We start from the raw sequence: 24006 nt of genomic DNA on the forward strand, positions 1-24006 counted from the left end.
GAAGGCGAGCTCTGCGGTGCCGTTACCGTGCGCGTAACGGTGTGTCGTAACACTGGTAACAATTGGCACATACGTAACATCAGCTCGTGGGATGCCGCCCTGCGCCGTCGCTGCTGTTCACCGCAGTTGTGGCGACGGCCCTGCTGCTGCCGTGGGCGATCAGCGGCGTGCCGGGCGAGCAGCCGGCCAAGACACCGCGAGCCGACGACACCGCGCTAGCCCAGCAGCCGCTGACCGACATCGGCGCCGGCGAGACGATTCACGACGTCAGCCAGGCGACGCCGTTTTCGTTGGTGGCGCTGACGGGCACAGACGCACACACCACGGCGAGGGTCCGCGCAAAGCGCCCCGACGGCAGCTGGGGCCCGTGGTACGACGCCGACACAGACGAGTACGCCGGTCCGGACGGGGCGGCCGCGCCCCGCGGCACCGAGCCGGTGTTCGTCGGGCGCACCACGGCCGTGCAAATCGCGATCAAACGCATGGCCGCCCCGGCGCCCGCGCCGAAGGCACCGCCGCACGATCTCGGCTACATCCCCGCCAACGTCGAGCAGCCTTTCGGCCAGACCGTCAACGCGGTGCTGATCACGCCGCCGCAGGCACCGTCCGACCAGTTCGCCATCCCGACCGCCGTCACGCCGCCGGGGCAACCTCCGGCGATCATCGGTCGCGCGCAGTGGGGCGCCGACGAGTCGATGCGGTGTGGTCAGACGGTGTACGACAAGGGAATTCGCGCGGCTGTGGTGCATCACACCGCGGGCAGCAACGACTATTCACCGCAGGACTCGGCTGAGATCATCCGGGCGATCTACGCGTACCACACCCGGACGCTGGGCTGGTGCGACATCGCCTACAACGCACTGGTGGACAAGTACGGCCAGGTGTTCGAGGGCCGCGCCGGCGGCATCACCAAAGCGGTCCAGGGCACCCACACCGGCGGCTTCAACGTCGACACCTTTGGCGTGGCGATGCTCGGCACCTTCGACGTGGTGCCGCCGTCTGCAATTCAGCTGCGCACACTCGCGCGGCTGATCGGCTGGCGAATGTCGCTCGACGGGGTCGACCCGCGCGGCACGGTGACGCTGACGTCGGCGGGCGGCGAATTCACCAAGTTCCCCGCAGGTGCACCTGCGACCTTGCCGACGATCTTCTCGCACCGCGACGTCGGCGCCACCGACTGCCCGGGCAACGCCGCCTACGCGGAGTTGAACCACATCCGCGACATGGCGGCCCGGTTCAACGACCCCCCTGGGCCGCAGGATCTGGCCGATTCGCTTCAGGGCGGCGCGATCTATGCGCGCTGGCAGGGGCTTGGTGGGATGAACAGCTGGCTGGGTCCGCCCACCTCACCTGAGTCACCGGCCGACGGGGGCGCCCGCTATGTGCGGTTCGCGCACGGCGCGGTGTACTGGTCGCCGCGCACAGGCGCCAATCCGGTCGGCGGGGCGATCTACGACGCGTGGGCCGAACTCGGGTACGAACGCAGCCCGCTGGGCTTGCCCACTAGCGGTGAGATCAGCGAGCCGCAATGGGTGGTGCAGAACTTCCAGCACGGCACGCTGAACTTCGACCGGGAGAGGCGGCGGGTCCTTCAGGTGATCGACGGTCTGGCCTACGAGGTGTCGCCGCCTCCGGCGACCGGGCCACCGCCGCAGCTGGAGCGGTTCAGCTCCATCAACCGGTAGGGCGTTTCGGCGTGGCTCGTGCCCATCCCGCTCGCTTGCCTGTTTGCTGGTGAGTAGAATTGGCACGTGGTAGATAGTCATTCAAGGTGCTTCAACTGCGGTGATGATGGTCCGGCAGAACAAGCCCGTGATTTGCTGGCTGCATTGAAGACCAGCGGATTGCCGGTCCCGGAGGAGTTCGGTTTCGATGTGTTGCACACCTTCTCGATGGACGGATTGACCGACCCTGGGGAAGAAGTGCACGTCTTAGCCAATGTCCGCGAACCGTCGGCGCGCTTCACTGAAGGCCTGCTGATCGCCTCTCGCGGGCGCGTCACGTCGCTATTGCTGGCCGGCAGTAACGGGACGGTTGGGTACGGCGTGGTGTTGACCGAAGACGACGCGGTGCAAGTGGGCCCGAGGCCCGGATGGTCGACGCGCGAGGAGTGGCTGGAGGTGGCGGTTGAGACGGCGGTGCGGATGTTGATGCGACGCAACGCGAGCCGGGATCCCGCCTTCCAGTACGACCGGGTCCGCGCCGACGAGCACCTAGCGTTGGTGGAATTCAAAACCCGCACAGGTTGTCCGATTCGGGTCCGTAGTTGGCGCGTCGCAGAAGTATCCGACGTGCCCGGGGTCGATGGCGCACGGATTGAGCTGTGGACCGGGATCGTGGCCGACGGTGTGATTACCTATTCCGCCATCGCGGCGGGGTACCGGCCCGACGGCAGCATCGCCGCGCTCGCGTGCATCGAGGGCATGCCGTCGGCGCACGACATGGCGTTCCTCGGCGTCTTCACTTCCGACGGTTCTCACCGCAACTTAGGGCCGACGGTGCCGGACGGCGACTTTCTCAGCGCCGCAACGCCTTTGCTCATTCCTTACCTCACCGCGCCGGATGAGTAAGTCCTCGGCTCAGCGCACAATGGTGCGCACCGTCAGGGCGGATTGCGATGAGGATGCTCCGGGGGCGCGGGCCAGTGGCGGTTGTGCACGTTGCATTTCCAGTGGCGCGGTCGCAGCGGCTGGCCGGAGCGAATTGGTTGGTGCTGCAACCTGTTTGAGCGTCTCTGCGGTGCCGGCAGGCGACCGGTCCCGGGTAGGGGGCACCTCAGTTGTTGGTGGGTGGTGGTTGGGGTTGGAAGGGTTGGTACCACCACCACTGGGCGCGCTCACCGGTGGGTCCGGGGCAGGGTGGCACCGCGGGCGGGGGTTGGGTTGGCGGACGCGCGAGCGATCCGGCGCTCAATGGTCGCCCGGCGTGGTCGGTGACGAGGAGCGCGTCGGCGGGCCCGGTGATGGTGATCAGGCCGCGATGGTGTAGCCGGTGATGATGCGGGCACACCAACACCAGGTTGGCCAACTCGGTGGGGCCGCCGTCCTCCCAATGGCGGAGGTGGTGGGCGTGCAACCCGCGGGTGGCCCCGCAGCCGGGCACCACACAGCTGCGGTCGCGATGCTCGAGCGCGCGGCGCAGCCGCCGGTTGACCACCCGGGTGCTACGCCCGGCCCCGAGGGGTTGCCCGTCGCGTTCGAACCACACCTCACAGGTGGCATCACACGACAAAAAGCGGCGCTCGGAATCCGACAACACCGGCCCCAGATGCAGCGCCGCGACACGCGCCTCGACATCCAGATGCATCACCACGGTGGTGTGCTGGCCGTGCGGGCGGCGCGCCACCTCGACATCCCAGCCCGCCTCGACCAGCCGCATGAACGCATCGACGCTGCTCGGCATGGGCGGGGCCGTCTCCGACGAGCGCTCCTCGTCGCCGTGGTCGGATTTCCAGTCGGCGATCAGCGCATCCAGATGTGACGCCAACGCGGCGTCGAATTTCGCCGCCTCATCGTGCGGAAGCCTGATCCGATAAAGGCTGCCCTGCTCGTCGCAGGTCTTTACGAACGAGCGCTGCGGTCGCGGTCGCGCGGGCTGCGGTTGGGGTCGCGGTTCGAGCTTGACCGCGGTGCGCAACTGATTGACCGTCGCGACGCCGGCCAGCTGCGCATAATGCTCATCAGACCCCTCGGCGGCGCGCTCGGCGATCACCCCGACCTGATCCAGCGACAGCCGGCCCTCCCGCAATCCCTGCACGCAGCGCGGAAACTTTTCAATGCGTTGCGCGACAGCAGCGATGGTGTGCGCGTTTCTCGATGACGTGCCCAGCTTCCAGGCCACCAAGGCCGGTACCGACCGCGCGCCGGTCGCACCCCACAGCCCGTCCCGATCGATCTCGGCGACGATCTGCACGATGCGGCCATCGATCGCATTACGCTGACCCGCCAACTCCGCCAACTCGTCGAACAACACCTCAAGACGCTGCGCAGGACTCACCGCAACAACGGCCGACGACGCGATCGAGGACATAACGACAGCATCGCACCCACCACCGACAAGTCCGCGGCCACGAGCCACACCAAAGGTGTGTGTGATAAGGCCGGTCGGGGAAAGCCCTTGCCACTCAACGCTTTTCGAGGCGGAGCAGCTACGGCCACCACCGTTCGAGCACCCGCGCGACGCCGTCGTCGGCGTTGGTGGCCGTTACCTCGTTGGCTGCCGCAAGCACGTCGGGATGCGCGTTGCCCATCGCGACGCCGTGGCCCGCCCAGGCCAGCATCGGCACGTCATTAGGCATGTCGCCGAACGCGACCACGTCCTCGGCCGTGATGCCCAGCGGATGCGCCAGCTCCTCGATGCCGGACGCCTTGCTGATGCCCAGCGGCACGATCTCGACGAGCCCGTTGTCAGTGGAGTAGGTGATGTCCCCCTCGACGCCGATGTGCTGCGCCAGCACGGCCGCCATATCCGAACTTCGCGCGCCGGCCTTGCGTATCAACAGCTTCACCGCGGGCGCGCTCAGCAGATCGTCCAGCGACACCTCGGTGTTGTCGGGGTTCAGCCACGCGTGCTCGTAGCCCGGCGAGCTGACGAACTGCGGCGTGGCCGCGTCGTGCGCACTGCGGCCCACCCGCTCGACCGCCAGTCCCGCGCCCGGGATAATCCGGGTGGCGATCTCCGCCAGCGCCGCCAGCACATCCGTCGACAACGTCCGCGCCGAGACGATCCGGTCCCGGCTCGGGTCGTACAGCACCGCGCCGTTGGCACACACCGCTATCGGAGCGAACCCCAATGCGTCCACCACGGGGGCGATCCAGCGCGGCGGCCGGCCCGTCGCCAGCACGAACGTCGCGCCGTCCGACACCGCGGCCCGCACGACGTCGCGAGTGCGCGGCGACACCATCTCGTCCTGGTCCAAAAGCGTGCCGTCCACGTCGCTGGCGATCAACGCGGGCGGGTTCATCGGCCCTGACCCGCCGGATTCTCCCGTTTCGCCGCCCGCTTCAGCGCGCGCCTCTGCGCGCGCTTCTCCCGCTTCTGCGCCCGTTCGGCCCGCGTGCGCGCCCGCTCCACCAGCTCCGCCTCGTCGAGCAACTTCGCTTCCTCGGGCGTCGGCGCGCTGCCGCCGAGCCGCCGGGGTACCCAGTACGCCCCGGCGGGGGCCGGATAGCCGATCTGCGCCCGCTGCAGCAACTCCGTCATCGCCTCACGCAGCGCGGCGTTGGTCTGCTCGACGCTGTCGGTGGCACGCAGCGGCCCGCCGACCATCGCCGTGATCGGCACCCGGTTTCGCAGCACCTTTCGCGGATGGTCTTTCGTCCACACCCGCTGCGCACCCCACACGATCATCGGGATGATCGGCACTCCCGCCTCGCGCGCCATCCGCGCGGCGCCGGTCTTGAACTCCTTCAGCTCGAAACTGCGGCTGATCGTCGCCTCCGGGTAGACGGCCACCAGTTCGCCGTCGCGCAGCATCTGCACCGCCTGCGCATAGGCGCTGGCACCGGCATGACGGTCGACCGGAATCATGTGAGTGTGCCGGATCAAGAACGCGACGAGCCTCACGTCGTTCATCTCGCTCTTGATCATGAACCGCAACCTGCGACCGCGCCGGTACGCGGCGATCGCCGCGGGCATCCAGTCGATGTAGCTGGTGTGGTTGATCGCGATCACCGCACCGCCGGTCTGCGGAATGTTCTCCAGGCCGTGATAGGTGACGCGGGGACCGATGGCCGCGACCGTGGTCGGGGTGATGAGCTCCAGCAGCCGAAAGACGGGCTCGGCCATGCGGTTACTCCACCTGTCCGGCCGGCCCGGGCTGCTCCTGAGGGCGGTGGTCGGATTCGCGCTCCGCGGCGCGGTGTCCTCTTGCAGCGCGGTTGGCTGCCCGCTGGGCGGCTTCCTGCGCATCCAGCCGGGCCGCCTCTGCCAGCGACGGCGCGCCGCCGCCCAGCCGGTGCGGAACCCAGAATTCGCCAGGCGGGTGCGGGCCGTAGTCGTCTTGAACCTGATGCAGTAGGTGTTGCATCCGCGAGTGCAGCAGCTTGGTCAGCTCCGCAGCCGGCAGCGTCGGCGCAATCGGCTCGCCCACCGCAACGCTGATGGGCACCTTCGGCCGCCACATCTTGCGCGGATGGTCTTTGGTCCAGATCCGCTGAGCGCCCCAGACGATGTGCGGAATGATCGGCACGTTGGCCTCGAGGGCCATCCGGGCCGCCCCCGACTTGAGTTCTTTGATCTCGAAGCTGCGGCTGATGGTGGCTTCGGGGTAGACGCCGACGAGCTCGCCGGCCTTCAGCGCCTCGCAAGCCTTGGCGAACGACTCCGCGCCGCTCTCCCGGTCGACGGGAATATGGCGGAGCGCGCGCATGATCGGCCCGCTGACCTTGTGGTCGAACACTTCCTGCTTGGCCATGAACCGCACCTTGCGGCCCAGTCCCTGGCGGTACGCCGGCAGGCCCGCGAACGTGAAGTCGAAGTAGCTGGTGTGGTTGATCGCGATCACCGCGCCGCCCGTCGCAGGCAGGTTCTCGACGCCGGTGACCTTGAACTTCAGCCCCTGGATCTTCCAGATCAGGCGCGCCGCCTGAATGACAGTGGCGTAAACCGGTTCCACCCCGCCAACCCTAGTGCCCTCGTGCGCCGCACCGGCCGCGATGCCAGCTGCCAGTAAGCTCGAACCGGCACATCGTTGGCTGGTAAGGGGCTCGTAAGGGGGTTGTGTGCAGGTCACCAGCATCGGGCACGCCGGTTTCCGGCTGGACACCCGCGCAGGCAGCATCCTGTGCGACCCGTGGCTGAACCCGGCCTACTTCGGCGCCTGGTTCCCGTTCCCCGACAACAGCGCCCTGGACTGGGACGCTCTCGGCGACTGCGACTACCTCTACGTGTCGCACCTGCACCGCGACCACTTCGACCCCAAGAACCTGCGCGACCACGTCAACAAGGACGCCGTCGTGCTGCTGCCGGACTATCCGGTCGACGATTTGCGCCGTGAACTGGAGAAGCTCGGCTTCCACCGCTTCTTCGAGACGACGAACTCGGTCAAGCACACCGTCAGCGGACCCAAGGGTGACCTCGACGTGATGATCATCGCGTTGCGGGCGCCCGCCGACGGGCCGATCGGCGACTCGGGTCTGGTGGTCGACGACGGCGAGACGGTCTGTTTCAACATGAACGACGCCCGGCCCGTCGACCTCGATGCCCTGCACGCCGACTTCGGCCACGTCGACGTACACATGCTGCAGTACTCCGGCGCGATCTGGTACCCGATGGTCTACGACATGCCCGCACGGGCCAAGACGGCGTTCGGCGTGCAGAAGCGCCAGCGCCAGATGGACCGCTGCCGCCAGTACATCGAACAGGTGGGGGCGACGTGGGTGATCCCGTCGGCGGGTCCGCCCTGCTTCCTGGACCCCCAACTTCGCCATCTGAACGACGACCACGGCGACCCCGCGAACATCTTCCCCGACCAGATGGTGTTCCTGAAGCAGATGCACGCGCACGGCCACGACCGCGGGCTGCTGATGATACCCGGCTCGGAAGCGAGTTTCACTGGGCCGCAACTCAATTCGCTTCGCCACCCGTTACCCGACGACCAGGTGGAGGCCATCTTCACCACCGGTAAGGCTGCCTACATCGAGGACTACGCGCAGCGGATGGCGCCGGTGCTGGCCGCTGAGAAGGCCGGCTGGGCACCGGCAGAGGGAGAACCGCTCCTGGAGCCGCTGCGCGCTCTGTTCGAGCCGATCATGAGCCAGAGCGACCAGATCTGCGACGGAATCGGGTATCCGGTGGAGCTGCGCCTCGGACCCGAAACCGTGGTGCTGGACTTCCCGAAAAGGGCCGTGCGCGAGCCTGTTCCGGACGAAAAGTTCCGCTACGGGTTCGAGATCGCGCCGGAACTGGTGCGCACGGTGCTGCGAGACGGTGAACCCGACTGGGTGAACACCATTTTCTTGTCGACGCGCTTTCGGGCCTGGCGGGTCGGCGGCTACAACGAGTACCTGTACACGTTCTTCAAATGTCTCAGCGACGAGCGCATCGCCTACGCCGACGGCTGGTTCGCCGAGGCGCATGACGACACCGCATCGATTGTGCTGGACGGCTGGGAGATGCAGCGCCGGTGCCCACACCTGAAGGCCGATCTGTCGAAGTTCGGTGTGGTGGAAGGCAACACACTTACCTGCAACCTACACGGGTGGCAATGGGATTTGGCGACCGGTCGCTGCTTGACCGCACGCGGCCACGAGCTGCGCTGCGCACGGGCATGACGAATCCACTGACGTACGACGACGGGCTGGTCCAGCTGGACAGCGAAGCGCTGACCCTGCGCCGCTATCACTTCCCGTCCGGCACGTCGAAAATCATTCCGCTGCAGTCGATCCGTGGCTACCGTGCCAATTCCCTCGGGCTGCTGACCAATCGGCGGTTCTGGCTGTGGGGCAGTCCCGATATGATGCACTGGCTGCCGCTGGACGTCAGCCGGCCGCTGAAGTCCACGCTGGTGACGCTCGACGTGCCGGGCATCCGGCCCAAGCCCGCATTCACACCGAGCGATCCGGACCGCTTCATCCGCGTGCTCGACGAGCTGCTCAACCGCTAGCGCCGTGGCGCAACACTGGCGGTGGTGCTTCGCCGATCAACTCGGCCCGCACTTCCTCGACGCGCCGGATCAACCCGTGCTGCTGATCGAATCGCGAGCAGTGTTCGAACGGCGCCGATTCCACCGGCGCAAGGCACATCTGGTGCTGTCGGCGCTGCGGCATCGCGCCGCCGAACTCGGTGATCAAGCGCTCTTCATCCAGACACCGACGTATAGGCAAGCGCTGAAGCAGGTTTCGGGCCGCATCACGGTGTGCCAGCCGACCTCCTGGGCTGCCGATCGGTTCGTTCGCGCCCAGCCGTCGGTCGAGGTGCTTGCTGCACGCGGCTTCGCCACGGATCAGCGGGCCTTTCAGCGGTGGGCGGACAACCAGCGAGCGCTGATCTTGGAGAACTTCTATCGCGATGCGCGCCGCCGCTTCGGCCTCTTGGTCGACGGTGGCGATCCCGTCGGCGGACGGTGGAACTTCGACGCCGAAAACCGTGAACCGCCGCCCAAGACAGCCACTTTGGGAGTGCCGGAGCCGTGGTTTCCCGAGGAAGACGACATCGACGAACAGGTGCGCGCGGATCTCGACCGTTGGGAACGCGACGGCTCGGTGACGTTCGTCGGGAACGACGGACCGCGGCAGTTCGCCGTCACCGCCGCAGAGGCGCAGCAGGCGTTCCAGGTCTTCCTGCGAGGTCGTCTGGCGCACTTCGGCCCCTACGAGGACGCGATGCTGGCCGACGACCCATGGATGTCACACAGCATGCTTTCGGCCACGATGAACCTGGGCCTGCTTGACCCACTCGAGTGTGCGTACGCGGCCGAAGATGCCTATCGCAGCGGGGCGGCACCACTGGCCAGCGTCGAGGGCTACATCAGGCAGCTGATCGGCTGGCGCGATTACATCTACAACGTCTACTGGTATTTCGGCGAGGAGTACCGCACCCGCAACGCGTTGGATGCGAAAAAGCCGCTGCCGCAGTGGTTTTCGGAACTCGACGCCGACGCGGTGCAGGCGCGCTGCCTACGCGGCGTGCTGGCCGACGTACGTGAGCGCGGATGGGTTCATCACATCCCCCGGCTGATGGTGCTGTCCAACTATGCACTGCAGCGCGGCTGAAATCCTGCCGCGGTGGCCGACTGGTTCCACCGCTGCTTCGTCGACGGCTACGAGTGGGTGATGGTGGCCAACGTCATCGGCATGTCACAGCACGCCGACGGCGGGCTGATGGCGACGAAGCCGTACGCCGCGGGCGGGGCGTACATCAACCGGATGAGCGACTACTGCCCGCAGTGCGTATACCGGCCCAATCGGCGCGTCGGCGGCGACGCCTGCCCCTTCACCGGTGGCTATTGGTGGTTTCTGCATCGCAACCGCGACCGCCTGTCGGGGAATCGACGGCTGGCCCGCCCGCTCGCCGGAATGGACCGGCTGACAGACCTCGATGAGGTGGTGGCGGAGCAACGCCGGCTCGGCGACCTGCCGCCCTGATCAAGCGGCGACCATCTTCTCGATACGTCGCAGCGCGAGCGCACATACGGTCGCATACGCCGCCGCCCACCAGGGCACCTCGAAGATGACCCGGCTGCCCTCGTCGAGCGGATCCACCCGGTGCCGCGTGGCAGATATGCCGGCCACCTTCCACGCCCAGTGCCTACCGTCGTCGAACTCCGTGACGACGAACGGCACCGCGACACCGCCGGGGGCGACGACCCGCCCGGTGGCGCCCAGAGAGATCCTGGTGCCTGGGCTGTCGAGTGCGGCGCCGGAGATCGTCGGCCCCCAGACCGGCCACTTCGTCACGTCGACCAGCACATCCCAGACAACCGGCGCGGGTGCAGCGACCACTCGCTCGACCGACAGCATGGTGGGCGCACATACCCGGCCCCCGGGGCGCCGAAACGCGAGCGCCCATCCGACACCCGCGCGGCGTCGAATAACCGGCAGACGATGCGACGAAGGAGTGCTCTGGTGCTGAACCGGTTGACGACGCTGGCATCCACAACCGTCGAGTCCGTCGGCTCGATCTTCGGTGTGCGCTGGGGAACCGAAGAGCCACACCATGTGGTGCTGGACCGCATGGGCGACGTCGAGATTCGCCGCTACGGCCCGCGGATCGCCGCAGAGACCACCGTGCGCGCAGACGAGGACGCCGCCCGCAACATTGGCTTTCGCCGGCTGGCCGGCTTCATCTTCGGCGGCAATCACCGCCGCACAAAGATCGCAATGACGGCTCCGGTGGCGCAGGCTCCAGCCGAACCGCAGGAGTCGGTGATCCGCTTCTTCATGCCGGCCAAGTGGACGCTCGACACGCTGCCTGAACCCGACGACGCAAACGTCCGCCTCGTCGAGGTGCCCGGCGAGACCGTCGCCGTAACGCGGTTCAGCGGAGACCGCAGCCCCGCCGAGATCAACCGACGCACCCGATCGTTGCTCGCGGCCTTGGAGGCATCCGGCTACCACGTCGACGGGCCGGCGGTCGCATGGTTCTACGACCCGCCGTGGACGCTTCCGTTCCGGCGCCGCAACGAGATCGCGGTGCCCGTCACTGCGGCGTGAGCACCTCCGCGCCGACATAGGGCGCCAGTGCGGCCGGCACGCGGACGCTGCCGTCGGGCTGCTGGTGGTTCTCCAGGATCGCGACCAGCCAGCGGGTGGTGGCCAGGGTCCCGTTGAGCGTCGCGGCGGTCTGCGGCTTGCCGTTCTCGTCGCGGTAGCGGATCTGCAGGCGACGAGCCTGAAACGTCGTGCAATTCGACGTCGAGGTCAGCTCGCGGTACTCCTGCTGCGACGGGATCCACGCCTCGCAGTCGAACTTGCGCGCCGCCGACGCGCCGAGATCGCCTGCCGCGACGTCGATCACGCGGTACGGCACCTCGATCAGCGCGAGCATTTCGCGCTGCCAACCGAGCAGACGCTCATGTTCGGCTTCGGCGGCGCCGGGCTCGCAGTAGATGAAGCCCTCGACCTTGTCGAACTGGTGCACGCGGATGATGCCGCGGGTGTCCTTGCCGTAACTTCCGGCCTCCCGCCGAAAGCACGACGACCACCCGGCGTAGCGCAGCGGGCCGTCCGACAGGTCGAGGATCTCCCCTGCGTGATACCCGGCCAGCGGCACCTCCGAGGTGCCGACCAGATACAGGTCGTCGGCGTCGACGCGGTACACCTCGTCAGCGTGTGCGCCCAAAAACCCTGTGCCGCCCATGATTTCGGGCCGCACCAGCACCGGCGGGATCATCAGCGTGAACCCGTTGTCGACGGCCAGCCGCACCGCCAGCTGCAGCAGCCCGAGTTGCAGCAGAGCGCCACGACCGGTCAGGAAGTAGAACCGCGAGCCCGACACCTTCGCGCCGCGCTCCATGTCGAACAGGCCCAGCGACTCGCCGAGTTCGAGGTGGTCTTTGGGCTCGTCGATACGGGGCGGAGTGCCGACGGTGTCGAGCACCACGTAGTCGTCTTCTCCGCCGGCGGGCACACCGTCTAGCACCACGTTCGAAATCGCCATGTGCGCAGCGGTGAATGCCTCTTCGGCGGCGGCTTGCTGCGCCTCGGCTGCTTTGACGTCGGCTGCCAGCTGCTTGGCGCGATCCAACAGCGCGGGCCGCTCGTCGGGCGAGGCCTTACCCACTTGCTTGCTGAGGACCTTCTGCTCGGCACGCAGATTGTCGGCGGCCGAGATGGCCGCGCGCCGCGCCGCATCCGCGTCGAGCAACACGTCGACCAGCCCCGGGTCTTCGCCGCGGGCACGCTGCGAGCGCCGCACCGCATCGGGATCGTCGCGCAGTTGTCTGAGGTCGATCACGGCCGCAACCCTACTTTTCCGCGCCGGACGCCGAGCACAACCCCATAACGTTACAACTGCATCACTTGTCACGCCGCGCGGCGCGCCTGTCACAATGGGTGAGATGTCCGTCGTTCCCGAGCAGCAGCAACCGCCCGACGCAGAGCCCACGGCCGACGCTGCGGGCGCCGGCGGGCGCGCGGCATGGTGGCGCAGCCTGCAGGCGACTGCGACGCGGCGCGCGCTGCTGCTGACCGCGCTGGGCGGCTTGCTGATCGGCGGTGTCACCACCGCCCTGCCAGCCGGAGCCGACGGACCCAGCAAGCTCGTCGGCCTGTCCAACGCAGCCCCCAGCGCCGGCAACCGCGCCAGCCAGACGTTCGACAAGGCCCGTCCGGGCGACTGCCTGAATTGGCCGAACCGTGCCCCGGACCAGGCCACGATCGTCGACTGCAAAGACGACCACCGCTTCGAGGTGGCCTCGTCGGTGGACTTGCGTACGTTCCCGGGCAGCGAATACGGCCCGAACGCCGCGGCGCCGTCGGTAGCCCGGATCCAGCAGATCAGCCAGGAGCAGTGCCAGGCCGCCGTCAAGCGGTACCTCGGCACCAAATACGACCCGAACAGCAAGTTCACCATCGGCATGCTGTGGTCCGGCGAGAAGGCGTGGACGCAGGCCGGTGACCGCCAGATGCTGTGCGGCCTGCAGTTGCCGGGCGGCAGCAGCGAAGAGCAGCAGGTGTTCAAGGGCCGGGTCGCCGACCAGGACCAGTCGAAGGTGTGGCGAGCCGGCACCTGCCTGGGCATCGACACCGCGACCAACCAGCCCACCGACGTCCCGGTCGACTGCGCCGGCCCGCACGCGATGGAAGTGACCGGCTCGGTGAACGTGGCCGAGAAGTTCCCGGGTGCCCTGCCGTCTGAGCCTGACCAGGACGGCTACATCAAAGACGCGTGCACGCGAATGACCGACGCGTACCTGGCGCCGGTGGAGCTGCGTGCCACCACACTGACGCTGGTCTACAGCACGATCTCGCTGCCCAGTTGGGCCGCAGGCAGTCACCAGGTGTCGTGCAGCATCGGGGCCACGCTGGGCAACGGCGGCTGGGCGACGCTCGTGGGCAGTGCGAAGGGGCCGCTGCTCATCAACGGCCAGCCGCCCGTGCCGCCGCCGGACATCCCCGCGGAGCGGCTGAACCTGCCGCCGATCCAGGTGCCGATGCCCACCACCACCATCGACACTTCCGGCTCGCAGACGCAGCGGTCGCAGCAGCAGGCGCCGGCCAACAACACCGCCCCGACGATCGGCAACCAGCACCTGCCCAATGCGCCGGGTCCGCAGACGCCGATCAACGACACCAACCCCGCACCCGCCGCGCCGGCCGCCCCACCCGGCGGCGCGCAGCAGGGTCCGGCCGGGCCGCCTGAAGCTCCGGCACCCAACGCCCCCGCCGAGCCCGCCCCACCTCCGGCGCCCGAGCCGGCGCCCGCCGAACCGCCGCCACCGCCCGGGGCGTAGCGGTATGGCCGTGCGGATGAGCCCGCAACGGTTCGACGAGCTGGTGTCAGACGCGCTCGACCTGATTCCTCCCGATCTCGCGGCGGCGTTCGACAACGTCGTCGTCCTGGTGGAAGGCCGCCATCCCGACGAGCCAGAATTGCTCGGCCTCTACGAGGGCATTGCGCTCACCGAGCGCGACACCACCTACGCCGGCGCGCTGCCCGACACGATCACGATCTACCGCGACGCGCTGCTGGACATCTGCGACACCGAGGACGACGTTCTCGACGAGGTCGCGATCACCGTCATCCACGAAATCGCTCACCACTTCGGGATCGACGACGAGCGGCTGCACGAATTGGGTTGGGCCTGACGACGTCCGCGCGGCAACCGGTTGTTGTCGGCGGCCGGTGATAGGAACGGGACATGACTCCGCGCTCTGATCTTCGCGCAAGCGGTCCCCCGCAGTGCCGCTACTGCCGTGACGGATGGGAGCACTGCCACGGCACGGTCATCATCCACGTGCAACGTCGCGCCGAATGTACCGACGACGGCTGCACCAGCCCGGAGAGCATCACTCACTCGCTGCGGATCGACTGCGACGCAGTGGGCTGCAGCTGTGCGCAGTCCGTCGCCGTCGCGGTCTGACCCGGTCAGCCCATCGGGTCGGCGGACTCCAAGTCCTCCGGGCTCGGCATGCCGCGTGGATCGGGCAGAAACGGTGGGCTGTGCTGACCCCAGTGCACGCAGCTCCACCGCCCGTCGGTGATCGGGGCCAGCACCACCGACTCCGCATTGCCGATGTGGTGCTCGACCACGAATGAGCCGTCCACTCCGGCCAACGTCGCGGCGGCCAGCCGGATCGCCGCGCCGTGGCTGACCACGACGATGTCGTCGGTCCAGTCGTCGTTGTCGAGGTAGCGCAGGCGCAGGTCGGTCAGGACGGGAAGGAAGCGGTCAAGCACCTGCGCGCCGGTCTCGCCGCCGGGCAGTGCGGCGTCCAGGTCACCGAGGTGCCAGCGCTCGTAGATTCGGTTGAACGTCTCGACCGCCTCGTCGTCGTTGCGCATCTCCAGCTCGCCCACCTGCACCTCGTGGATGCCCTCCACCTGCCGCGGACGCGTCGACCACACGTCGCCGAGCACCGCCGCGGTTTGCGCCGCCCGTAGCGCCACCGAGTGCACCAGCAGGCCGGCGCGGCGATCGAAGCCACGCGCGAAGTCGCGGGCCTGCGCGATGCCGGCGGGCGTCAACTCGGCACCCGGCGGGCGGGTGTCCAGGCATCGTTTGACATTGCTCCGGGACTGCCCGTGCCGCAACAACACCAACCGACCGCTCATCGGCCCACTCGTCCGCTGCGTAGCGCCTCGAGCCAGAGATCGGCCTCGTCCAACTCCGGCGGCACCGCTTCCGTGACGGAGCCCGTAGGCCACGAACCCAGGTATCGCACATCTGCACAACGTCGGTGCAGCGCCTTGAGTGCCTCTGCGACGGCGACGTCGTCGATGTGGCCGACGCATTCGAGGAAGAACACGTACGTGCCGAGTTGCGTTCTGGTAGGCCGAGATTCGACCCGTGTGAGGTCGATATCGCGGATGCCGAACTCGGTCAGCGCAGCGACCAGCGCGCCGGGTTTGTTCTCCAGCCGCAGCACTACCGAGGTGCGGTCGGCGCCGGTGCGCGCAGGCGGCGGCGCGGGGCGGCCGGCCAGCACGAACCGCGTGGCGGCATTCGGTTCGTCGACGACGCCGGCGGCCAGCTCGGTGAGCCCGTAGCGTCGCGTGGCCAGCGGCGTGGTCACGGCGGCGTCGGCCTTACCGTCGGCGACATCGATGGCCGCCGACGCGTTCGAGTTGGCGGGCACCACCTCCGCGTCGGGCAGGTTCTGGGTCAGCCAGTCGCGCACCTGCGCCGCAGCGACCGGGAAGGCGGCGACGGTGCGGATGTCCGAGGCGGTGCTCGGCTGGCGCACCGCGATGCTGAATGCCACGTCGAGCGTCAGTTCGGCGAACAACTGCAGCGGCGTGCCGTTGGCCAGGCTGTCGAGAATCGGCACGATCGATCCGTCGATCGAATTCTCGATCGGCACGCACGCGTAGTCGGCGGCCCCGTCGCGTACCTGCTGCAGTGCCGCGACAGCCCCGTCAGCGGCCACGGGCGAGATCGGTCCCGGGTGGGGAACCATGCCTCGATCTGCCATCTTCACCAGCGCCGCCTCGGTGAAGGTCCCTTCCGGGCCGAGGTACGCGATTCTGGTCACCTCTCAAACCCTATCGGTCGGACCGACGACGAAGGCCTTGCGCGACCGCAGCCGCTTAATTAAGTTAGGCTCACCTTACTTTGACTGGAGGAGATGTTCATGCCTCAGCCGACTCCGTCCACCGCCGAAAGCGTCCGCAGCATCTGTGTGCGTGCGCCTGAGGCGATGCTGGCAGTCGACGGCTTCGCTCCGGTGCAAACTCCCGTCCACCACCTGCTCGACGACGGCGCACTCGCGGTCACCGTGGCGGCCGACACCGAGATGGCGGCGGCGATCAGCGAGTCCGAGGGTGTCGAGGCGATGCTGGAGCTCACCGACCACGCGCCTCTGCCGCTGCGCAGGCCAGTGCGTTCGCTGGTGTGGATGCGCGGCCGGCTGCGGCGAGTGCCCGCGCCGCTGACCTCCGCACTGCTCGATGCGATCGCCGCCGACGATCCCAATCCCGCTCTTCTCCAAGTGAATGCGGGCCATCGCCCGACCGCGCTGATGTGGCTGCGGACGGAGTCGGTGGTGATCGCGGATACGACCGGCGCGGAATCGGTACCGCTCGAAAACCTGCTGGCGGCGCAGCCCGACCCGTTCTGCGCGATGGAGTCGCGCTGGCTGCAGCACATCGACTCCGACCACCGCGACGTCGTCGACCTGTTGGCGTCCCGGTTGCCGGGCGCGCTGCGCAGCGGCCGCGTCCGCCCGCTGGGCCTGGACCGCTACGGGATGCGGCTGAGGGTCGAGAAAGACGACAGCGACCACGACGTGCGGTTGCCGTTCGCGGCGCCGGTCGACGACCTCACCGGCCTGGGCCGAGCGATCCGCGTGCTCATGGGTTGCCCGTTCCTCAACGGGTTGCGCGCGCGTCGCGCCTAGCAGCTCACCCGGTCAGGCCTCGCGCCGCACGCTCTACCGTGTCAGCATGACCGAGCCCGCGGGCTTGTCCGAGCGAGCGTCCGACACGGCGCTGCCGCCGCGCACCTTGCGGCTCGAGGTCGCCATCGTGTTGGCCGTGACGTTCGGGTTGTCCGCCGTCACCGCGGTGCTGCAACTCGTCGACTCGGTGCTGCGCATCCTCAGCACGCAGAAGATCCCGCTGCTGCCCCGTCGCTCCTACTTCGACCTCATCGACCTGGGGCTGAACCTGACCTCGATCGCCCAACTGCTGGCATGGGGGGCGTTGGGGCTTTACCTGTTGTGGCGCACTGGAACCGGCCCGCGTGACGTCGGCTTGGGCCGACCCACATGGCGTGCCGACGCACTCGGCGGGGTGGCGCTGGCCGCGCTGATCGGCATTCCGGGGCTGGGTTTGTACGTGTTGTCGCGGATCGTCGGGCTGAGCGCATCGGTGGTGCCGACGACGCTCACCGACAGCTGGTGGCGGATCCCGGTGCTGGTGCTGGCCGCCTTCGCCAACGGCTGGGCCGAAGAAGTGATCGTCGTCGGTTATCTGATGACGCGGTTGCGCCAGCTCGGCGTCGGCAGCACCCGGACACTGCTGTACTCCAGCCTGCTGCGCGGCGCGTATCACCTCTACCAAGGCTTCGGCGCCGGCTTGGGCAACCTGGCGATGGGCGTGGTGTTCGGGGCGGTGTGGCGGCGCACCGGCCGACTGTGGCCGCTGGTGGTCGCGCACGGGCTGATCGATACGGTCGCGTTCGTCGGATACGCGCTGCTTGTCGATCATCTGGGCTGGTTGCCGTGACGCCGTAGATTGATCCGGTGACGCACGACCGGCCGGGGCACAGCGGCGGGCCGCCAAGAGGGCACGGCGGCGGGCCGCCAAGAGGGCACGGCGGCGGGCCGATTCGGCGCCCCATGCCCCCGCCGCGCCGCGAGCCGTCGCAAGTGATCCGTCGCGACCCGGCATACCGCCCGGCTCCCCCGCCGCGCCCACAGCCACCACCGCCACCGCGCCCGCCGCAGCGACCACCGCCTGCGCCTCCGCAGCAGCAGCGCCCGGTCCAGCCGCCGAAACCGGCCAAGCCTCGTCGCAAACGGCACTGGGGTCGCTGGCTGGTGCTGCTCGTCGTCGCCCTGCTGGTTGCGCTCATCGGGATCGCAGTCTGGGTGGACACTTCGCTGCACCGCGCCGCAGTCTTCGCCGACTATCCCGGCCGGCCCGCATCCGGCCACGGCACCACGTGGCTGCTCGTGGGCTCCGACAGCCGCAGCGACCTATCCCCCGAGCAGCAGAGCGCGCTGGCCACCGGTGGCGACATCGGCAACGGGCGGACAGACACGATCATGCTGGTCCACATCCCTTCGCTGTTGTCCAGCGTGGTGCCGACGCTGGTCTCGGTCCCCCGCGACTCGCTGGTGACGATTCCGGGCAACGGCGACGGCAAGATCAATGCCGCGTTCACCCTGGGCGGCCCGCAGCTGCTGGTGCGCACCGTCGAGCAGGCCACCGGGCTTCGGATCGACCACTACGCACAGATCGGTTTCGCAGGATTCGCGGATGTGGTCGACGCGGTCGGCGGCGTCACGATGTGCCCGACCGAGCCCGTCTCCGATCCGTTGGCGGGCATCGATCTGCCGTCCGGCTGTCAAAAACTCGACGGGCGCAACGCGCTTGGTTACGTGCGCACGCGGGCCACCCCACGCGCCGATCTCGACCGAATGGTCAACCAGCGTGAATTCTTGTCGGCGCTGCTGCACCGCGTGGCCAGCCCGGCGGTGTGGCTGAATCCCTTGCGGTGGCTGCCGGTGAAGAGCTCGGTCACCAACGCGCTGACCGTCGATTCCGGCGCGCACGTATGGGACCTCGCGCGGCTGGCTTGGGCGCTGCACGGCTCCCCGGTGACCACCACCGTGCCGATCGCAGGCTCGGAAGACACCGACCTCGGCGACGTCGTCGAGTGGGACAGCGACGCCGCGTCGCGGCTGTTTTCGGCCTTGTCCGACGACGCGGCGGTGCCTGAGGACGTGGTGCGGTCGCAGCCGACGGGCTGAACCCGCCGCATCTCCGATCGCGATTTCCTGCAGTCCATCGCGGCGATGAGTTCTCGAGCGCAGCCAAAATCGTCCGCAATGAACAGTCCGATTCTTTTTGCCTCGAACGACAGATCCGATAGTGCCCTCGGAAGTCGAGCTGCCGGCGCCTCCGCGCGGAGTCGCGTCAAGGTCACATGAGGTCGGTACAGATCTCCGACCAAGTCGTATCCCCACCTTCTCGCATTGTCGACCTGTTCAGGTGAATAGGCGCCGAAATAGCGCTCACGCACGGGTTGACCTGGTCTGAACCGCATCGGTCCTGGCATAGGAAATTTCATAGTAATTGTCCGGTGTGCGGAGATAGCCGGTATGTATTGCAGCGCTTCGCCGTCGTATTGATACGCCAGGCGATGAACGCATCCTTTACCGCACCCAGTTGCGCGTAATCGAAGTGCACCATGAAAAGCGTGATATGAACGAATCCGGCAGGCATTGTCGACACGAAAAGCACCGCCGAGCCGCGCCGCCGTTTGGCTCAGCTGCATGGCCGCGGCTATCACCGAAATCATCAGGAATGATTGCGATGTTCAACAATACGGTATCACCATGCTGGTGCTCTTCCATTGCCCGGAACGCGTTCTCATAGTAATGTCTTTGCCGGTTCAGGCCGTAGCGGTCTGAGAAATGGCTGGGAACAACGATAGTGGCGCCCGAGAGAAAGAGCTCCGACGAACGACGGCACGAGCATGGGCTTGCAGCGTTGCGGCAGAACCGCAGCCAAGCCCGGCTCAAGAGATTTTCTGAACGAGCCATCTCCTATATACAGGTGACCATCGCCGTCGGAGGTCTTTTCGCCATTTTGCTACTGAGCATACCGTGGCTCGAGGATCCGCTGACAAAGGTAGGTCTAGGACCATCAGGTAGCTTTAGTCACCTTGTCATCACCGTCGTCCTCGTCTCGATATTCTTCGATGTTCGCGCCCTCAGCGGCAAGAAGTCCCCGGTCCAGCGGCACTTTTCTGACCCCACCGACATGTACCCGTTTTTGCTGGAGCGGGCCCGGTCCATTACTCGCAACGAGGAGAAGCGGCTCGATGTCCTGGGTCTTACTTTGTTTACTGCCTGGCCGAATGTCAGATTCTGGATTAACCAATCCCGTGTTGACGGCTGGACCATGCGATTCACGGCATTCGGCTGCGAAGACAACCATTCACCGTATATGCCAAGAGATGCCATTGAGCAAGCGCGCCATTATTTGAACAGCGTTTGTGCATTTGCCAAGTCGGCGTCTGCACGACTTCACCGAATTGATGTGCAAGCTTTCGCATATGATTTTATGCCGGCGCTTCACGGATTCCGCCTGGGAAATGGAGATCTGTTCTATTCGATCCTTCAGTGGCAGGACGGCGACGATGGCTTGCAGTTAGACAATTTCACGTACGAATTCGTCCCGCGTGAGGACGATTCACAGTCAGCGCAGGCAATTCGGGAGGTCTTCGACTCGTGGTTCCACCGTGCCATGACGCGCGAGTGTCAGGCCGAAGTCGAGCCACCTACTTCGGGGCCGGCGGCGAGCCAAGATGACGGATCGCGCCCACCACACGGCATGTAATCACCCTTTGTTGGTGCTCCCGTCGAGACGCCCCCGCTCGAGCCAGCGCTTGGTTTGCGCAGGATGGTTCGTCGCAATCCAGTCGACGCCCAATCTGCGGCAATGCTCGACGTCTTCGAAGCGGTCAACCGTCCAGCAGTAGGTGGCCCGGCCCCGCGCCGCCGCGCGGTCGACCAGCTCGGGGTCCTTCCGCAAGGTACTGATGTGCGGGCCGACTGCCGTGGCACCCACAGTCGTGGCGGAAATGCCCCGCAGCATGCGCGACGCTTCACCCAGTAGCACCGTGGGCAGCAGCGGTGCGGCCCGGCGAATTCGCCACACCGCGGCGGGCGAGAACGACATCACTACCGCCCGCGAGAGATCCGCTGACGCGGGTGACGCAATACCGAAGCGCCGCAGCACCTCGAGGAGCGTCTTCTCCACCAGCGCCCCGTAGCGGACAGGGTGCTTGGTTTCGATGAAGATCTTCACCGGACGGCGCCAGTCCAAGACGAGCGCGATGAGGTCGTCGATCAGAAGAACGCCGGTGTCCTCATGCAACTCGCCGTTGGGATGCCATGAGCAGAAGTCGAGCTGACCAACCTCATCAAAGGTCATCTCGCTGATTCGCCCCGTGCCGTCTGACGTCCGGTCGACGCGGCGGTCGTGCAGGCAGATCAGTTGTCCGTCGCGGGTCAGGCGCACGTCGCATTCGACCCCGTCGGCCCCTTGAGCCAGTGCGACGTCGTAGGCCGCCAGTGTGTTCTCGGCGCGATCGGCGGAGGCTCCGCGATGCGCAACCACGAACGGGTGCCCCCCAGACGTCATAGACGTCTATGCTGCCGGTTCTTCACCATCGGCCTCAACTTCGCCACCCGATTCGGGTTCGGATTTCTTGCCGTCGGCGACCACCAGCCAGCGATGTGAGGGCCGTTCGACGGGTGTGCGCTCGAACGCGAACACCAGCCGCGCCGCCGCTATCGTGGCGGCCATCGCGAGTAGGTAGGCGACGATGAAGCTCACCGTGTTGTCGGCGATGCCCTGAGTGTCGTCGGGGAAGCTGGTCGCCGTGGCGAAGATCGACACCAGGGTGCTGAGCACGAACAGCGCCCACCACGACCAGATCAGCTTGCCCACGCGTCGATAGCGGTCTTCGGCCACCGCGAGTTCCATCACGTACGTCAGCCCCCACGCCAAATTCACCAGGGGCACAAGGCATCCCACCCACAGCGCACGCACCGGTCGCGGGTCGGGCAGGTGATGGTGCGCGAAGGCCACCGCCCGCCGGCCCACCAGCCACGCCGTCAACACCAAAGCGGTGCCGACCATCGCGAACAACGCCGCCACACTGGCCACTACTGCCGCCCACGTCCCGATCCCGGCGACGACGACGTTGAGCAGCATGTCGCGATTCAGAACCAGCAGGACGTAGCGCACGATGTGCAGCAGCGCGGCCACGCCGTACACGCCGATCGTCGTGTAGAGCATCGCCCGTAGCGCCCGTTCCGAGGGGCCGCGGCGCGGTGGCGTGGCTGGAGCGGGTGGCAGCTGGGTGGCCGGATCGACCAAGCCCCACTGGGGGATATAGGCGTAGCGGGGAGTCGGCCCGAGAGGGCGGCGCCGGCGGCGCGGCGGAGGCCCGGAGCCAGGCCGCAGCGCGATCCAGCGATAGCCAGGCGGTAGGTGCGGCGAGCGACCACTTGTGGGTGAAGCGCCCAGCTGCGACGAGCCCGCGCCGGCAGCGGATGAGTGTGTCGGATCGTGCGAGGCGTCCGGGGGCAGCAGCGCGCCGTTGCAGCGCGGGCACCACTGCCGCTGGCGGTCGCGCACGTTCCACCGCGTGCCGCAGCGCGAACACACCTGGATCACGCCGACCAGCGTAAGCCAGGATCAGGGCCTCACTGAGGCGTCGGCGCTGTCAGCTACCGCTCGGCAGAACGAGGTTATCCACAATTTCCACAGCTTTATCCACATCCGGAGGCGCCCGTCGTGCGGCCTTGAGCGTGCATTCTGCACTCAGATCGATGGCGGCTGTGGATAACCTGGGAGCCGCGGACGCAAGTGATCAACAGTCGCGTGCGGGTCTCAGCGAAATGCCTTGCTGAGCTAGCTATTTCGTCTAACAGCTGCCGTGCAGGGGTTGTTGGAGGACCTACCCGCCTGCGGCACAGTTCAATCCGATCAGCGAGATTTTTCTTGCGGCCCGGAAGCGGATAAGATCGCGCTCACAGCGAGTCGATGTGACACATCTCACTGGGGGTGAGGGTGCGAGCGTGGCGGTAGGGGGTTTGTAATGGCAGCGCATCCCATTGGACCCAACTCGGCGGTGCCACCGTCGGAGTGGAACTCCTCGTCGGCTCCATATACGCGCGCACAGATGACGTCGGCCCTGCGTGCGGCGCTGATCGCGCTGGTGTTGCTGGCCGTGCTCGCCATCATCGTCTTGTTCTGACTGGTCCTGACAGGCGCCGCTGTGCGGCCGATGCCTGCGACGCAGGTGTCCTTGCGGTGCGCGCGGCAATGGAGCAGGGTTGTGGTCGAAGCACACAACTGAAGACAAGAAAGGAATCTCGTGGCTGAGTACACCTTGCCCGACCTGCCCTACGACTACGGAGCCCTCGAGCCGCACATCTCGGGCCAGATCAACGAGCTGCACCACAGCAAACACCACGCAACGTATGTGAAGGGTGCGAACACCGCGCTCGAGCAGCTGGCCGAAGCGCGGGAAAAGGGTGACCACGCCTCGATCTTTCTGCACGAGAAGAACCTTGCGTTCCATCTCGGTGGCCACGTGAACCACTCGATCTGGTGGAAGAACCTGTCTCCGGACGGTGGCGACAAGCCCACCGGCGACTTGGCGTCCGCGCTCGACGACGCGTTCGGCTCGTTCGACAAGTTCCAGGCGCAGTTCACCGCGGCGGCCAACGGTCTGCAGGGCTCTGGCTGGGCGGTGCTGGGCTACGACAGCCTCGGCGACAAGCTGCTCACCTTCCAGCTCTACGACCAGCAGGCCAACGTGCCGCTCGGCATCATTCCGCTGCTGCAGGTCGACATGTGGGAGCACGCCTACTACTTGCAGTACAAGAACGTCAAAGCCGACTACGTCAAGGCGTTCTGGAACGTGGTGAACTGGGCCGACGTGCAGGACCGGTTCGCCGCCGCGACGAGCAAGACCAAGGGCCTGATCTTCGGCTAGACCCGCCACCTTTCCGGCGTGACGCCAGAGTCCTCGAGGCTCTGGCGTCACGCCGGTTTTGCGTTGGCACTCGTGTCGTATTGCGTGCCAACAGCAATTTCGTCATCCTGACCTCACCGACCCAGTGGCGTGTCATATCTGGTTCGAGATGTCCGGAG

26 protein-coding genes are annotated in these 24006 nt (G+C 67.2%); 16 read left to right on the forward strand and 10 right to left on the reverse strand.

Translation table 11 applies throughout. The annotated features are described in order from the left end of the window. Positions 1 to 86 precede the first annotated feature (86 nt). Both AC5Y4N_RS04895 and AC5Y4N_RS04900 read left to right on the forward strand, forming a co-directional pair. Positions 87 to 1685, forward strand: coding sequence for an N-acetylmuramoyl-L-alanine amidase (locus tag AC5Y4N_RS04895; protein WP_499910911.1), 1599 nt, complete (start codon positions 87 to 89; stop codon positions 1683 to 1685). 132 nt (positions 1686 to 1817) lie between these two features. Then, positions 1818 to 2570 (forward strand): hypothetical protein, encoded by a 753-nt coding sequence (locus AC5Y4N_RS04900; RefSeq protein ID WP_499910914.1) that lies wholly within the window; start codon positions 1818 to 1820, stop codon positions 2568 to 2570. A gap of 205 nt (positions 2571 to 2775) precedes the next feature. Here AC5Y4N_RS04900 and AC5Y4N_RS04905 read toward each other — a convergent pair whose 3' ends face one another. The 4 genes from AC5Y4N_RS04905 to AC5Y4N_RS04920 form a co-directional block, all read right to left on the reverse strand. Next, the gene (locus AC5Y4N_RS04905) at positions 2776 to 4029 is read right to left on the reverse strand and encodes an HNH endonuclease signature motif containing protein (RefSeq protein WP_499910919.1); all 1254 of its coding nucleotides are present in this window, start codon (positions 4027 to 4029) and stop codon (positions 2776 to 2778) included. Positions 4030 to 4147: 118 nt separating this feature from the next. Then, positions 4148 to 4963 carry an HAD family hydrolase gene (locus AC5Y4N_RS04910; protein ID WP_499910923.1) on the reverse strand — a complete coding sequence of 272 codons (816 nt, stop codon included), beginning with the start codon at positions 4961 to 4963 and terminating at the stop codon, positions 4148 to 4150. Further along, positions 4960 to 5787, reverse strand: coding sequence for a lysophospholipid acyltransferase family protein (locus AC5Y4N_RS04915; protein ID WP_499910926.1), 828 nt, complete (start codon positions 5785 to 5787; stop codon positions 4960 to 4962). The genes AC5Y4N_RS04910 and AC5Y4N_RS04915 overlap by 4 nt, the downstream gene beginning before the upstream one ends. Before the next feature lie 4 nt (positions 5788 to 5791). Continuing rightward, positions 5792 to 6616, reverse strand: coding sequence for a lysophospholipid acyltransferase family protein (locus tag AC5Y4N_RS04920; protein ID WP_499910929.1), 825 nt, complete (start codon positions 6614 to 6616; stop codon positions 5792 to 5794). 106 nt (positions 6617 to 6722) lie between these two features. Between AC5Y4N_RS04920 and AC5Y4N_RS04925 the strand changes: the two genes are divergently transcribed. From AC5Y4N_RS04925 to AC5Y4N_RS04940, 4 genes are read left to right on the forward strand one after another with little or no spacing between them, the layout of a single operon-like run. Continuing rightward, positions 6723 to 8273 carry a Rieske 2Fe-2S domain-containing protein gene (locus AC5Y4N_RS04925; protein WP_499910931.1) on the forward strand — a complete coding sequence of 517 codons (1551 nt, stop codon included), beginning with the start codon at positions 6723 to 6725 and terminating at the stop codon, positions 8271 to 8273. Next, entirely contained in the window at positions 8270 to 8605 is a 336-nt protein-coding gene (locus AC5Y4N_RS04930; RefSeq protein ID WP_499910934.1) for a hypothetical protein, read from the forward strand. The genes AC5Y4N_RS04925 and AC5Y4N_RS04930 overlap by 4 nt, the downstream gene beginning before the upstream one ends. A gap of 4 nt (positions 8606 to 8609) precedes the next feature. Further along, complete coding sequence (locus tag AC5Y4N_RS04935) at positions 8610 to 9713, forward strand: cryptochrome/photolyase family protein (protein WP_499910937.1); 1104 nt, start codon at positions 8610 to 8612, stop codon at positions 9711 to 9713. A gap of 12 nt (positions 9714 to 9725) precedes the next feature. Beyond that, complete coding sequence (locus AC5Y4N_RS04940; RefSeq protein WP_499910939.1) at positions 9726 to 10085, forward strand: hypothetical protein; 360 nt, start codon at positions 9726 to 9728, stop codon at positions 10083 to 10085. Here the strand turns inward: AC5Y4N_RS04940 and AC5Y4N_RS04945 are convergent, their stop codons facing one another. Further along, on the reverse strand, positions 10086 to 10460 hold the full coding sequence (locus AC5Y4N_RS04945) for an SRPBCC family protein (protein ID WP_499910941.1): 375 nt from the start codon (positions 10458 to 10460) through the stop codon (positions 10086 to 10088). Between the two features lie 105 nt (positions 10461 to 10565). Here AC5Y4N_RS04945 and AC5Y4N_RS04950 point away from each other — a divergent pair, with 105 nt between their 5' ends. Continuing rightward, positions 10566 to 11153: an SOUL family heme-binding protein gene (locus AC5Y4N_RS04950; protein ID WP_499910944.1), complete on the forward strand. Its 588-nt coding sequence runs from the start codon at positions 10566 to 10568 to the stop codon at positions 11151 to 11153. Here the strand turns inward: AC5Y4N_RS04950 and serS are convergent. Continuing rightward, entirely contained in the window at positions 11140 to 12396 is a 1257-nt protein-coding gene (gene serS, locus AC5Y4N_RS04955) for a serine--tRNA ligase (RefSeq protein ID WP_499910946.1), read from the reverse strand. The genes AC5Y4N_RS04950 and serS overlap by 14 nt on opposite strands. A gap of 94 nt (positions 12397 to 12490) precedes the next feature. Here serS and AC5Y4N_RS04960 point away from each other — a divergent pair, with 94 nt between their 5' ends. The 3 genes from AC5Y4N_RS04960 to AC5Y4N_RS04970 are packed head-to-tail and all read left to right on the forward strand — an operon-like array spanning position 12491 to position 14524. After that, positions 12491 to 13894: a septum formation family protein gene (locus AC5Y4N_RS04960; RefSeq protein ID WP_499910948.1), complete on the forward strand. Its 1404-nt coding sequence runs from the start codon at positions 12491 to 12493 to the stop codon at positions 13892 to 13894. Between the two features lie 4 nt (positions 13895 to 13898). Further along, positions 13899 to 14249, forward strand: coding sequence for a metallopeptidase family protein (locus AC5Y4N_RS04965; RefSeq protein WP_499910950.1), 351 nt, complete (start codon positions 13899 to 13901; stop codon positions 14247 to 14249). Between the two features lie 53 nt (positions 14250 to 14302). Beyond that, positions 14303 to 14524 carry a hypothetical protein gene (locus AC5Y4N_RS04970; protein ID WP_499910953.1) on the forward strand — a complete coding sequence of 74 codons (222 nt, stop codon included), beginning with the start codon at positions 14303 to 14305 and terminating at the stop codon, positions 14522 to 14524. 5 nt (positions 14525 to 14529) lie between these two features. On the opposite strand, the gene AC5Y4N_RS04975 is transcribed toward AC5Y4N_RS04970, so the two are convergent. Together AC5Y4N_RS04975 and pheA are read right to left on the reverse strand one after the other, a co-directional pair. After that, positions 14530 to 15216, reverse strand: coding sequence for a histidine phosphatase family protein (locus AC5Y4N_RS04975; RefSeq protein ID WP_499910955.1), 687 nt, complete (start codon positions 15214 to 15216; stop codon positions 14530 to 14532). Then, entirely contained in the window at positions 15213 to 16136 is a 924-nt protein-coding gene (gene pheA, locus AC5Y4N_RS04980; RefSeq protein ID WP_499910956.1) for a prephenate dehydratase, read from the reverse strand. The genes AC5Y4N_RS04975 and pheA overlap by 4 nt, the downstream gene beginning before the upstream one ends. A gap of 93 nt (positions 16137 to 16229) precedes the next feature. On the opposite strand from pheA, the gene AC5Y4N_RS04985 reads away from it, so the two are divergent. The 4 genes from AC5Y4N_RS04985 (at position 16230) to AC5Y4N_RS05000 (ending at position 20673) form a co-directional block, all read left to right on the forward strand. Beyond that, a complete protein-coding gene (locus tag AC5Y4N_RS04985) occupies positions 16230 to 17000 on the forward strand; it encodes a DUF2470 domain-containing protein (protein WP_499910958.1) in 771 nt (256 codons plus the stop codon). A gap of 46 nt (positions 17001 to 17046) precedes the next feature. Continuing rightward, positions 17047 to 17829 carry a CPBP family intramembrane glutamic endopeptidase gene (locus AC5Y4N_RS04990; RefSeq protein ID WP_499910960.1) on the forward strand — a complete coding sequence of 261 codons (783 nt, stop codon included), beginning with the start codon at positions 17047 to 17049 and terminating at the stop codon, positions 17827 to 17829. A 113-nt stretch (positions 17830 to 17942) separates the two neighbouring features. Continuing rightward, a complete protein-coding gene (locus AC5Y4N_RS04995) occupies positions 17943 to 19079 on the forward strand; it encodes an LCP family protein (protein WP_499910962.1) in 1137 nt (378 codons plus the stop codon). A gap of 808 nt (positions 19080 to 19887) precedes the next feature. Next, complete coding sequence (locus AC5Y4N_RS05000; RefSeq protein WP_499910966.1) at positions 19888 to 20673, forward strand: hypothetical protein; 786 nt, start codon at positions 19888 to 19890, stop codon at positions 20671 to 20673. Here AC5Y4N_RS05000 and AC5Y4N_RS05005 read toward each other — a convergent pair whose 3' ends face one another. Then, complete coding sequence (locus AC5Y4N_RS05005) at positions 20674 to 21480, reverse strand: glycerophosphodiester phosphodiesterase (RefSeq protein ID WP_499910968.1); 807 nt, start codon at positions 21478 to 21480, stop codon at positions 20674 to 20676. A 6-nt stretch (positions 21481 to 21486) separates the two neighbouring features. After that, the gene (locus AC5Y4N_RS05010) at positions 21487 to 22521 is read right to left on the reverse strand and encodes a DUF4328 domain-containing protein (protein ID WP_499910970.1); all 1035 of its coding nucleotides are present in this window, start codon (positions 22519 to 22521) and stop codon (positions 21487 to 21489) included. Between the two features lie 424 nt (positions 22522 to 22945). On the opposite strand from AC5Y4N_RS05010, the gene AC5Y4N_RS05015 reads away from it, so the two are divergent. Beyond that, on the forward strand, positions 22946 to 23104 hold the full coding sequence (locus tag AC5Y4N_RS05015) for a hypothetical protein (RefSeq protein ID WP_499910972.1): 159 nt from the start codon (positions 22946 to 22948) through the stop codon (positions 23102 to 23104). 120 nt (positions 23105 to 23224) lie between these two features. Beyond that, positions 23225 to 23848, forward strand: a complete 624-nt coding sequence (locus AC5Y4N_RS05020; protein ID WP_499910973.1) for a superoxide dismutase — start codon at positions 23225 to 23227, stop codon at positions 23846 to 23848. Positions 23849 to 24006 lie beyond the last annotated feature (158 nt).

It is taken from the genome of Mycobacterium sp. NGS19 (assembly GCF_059813155.1).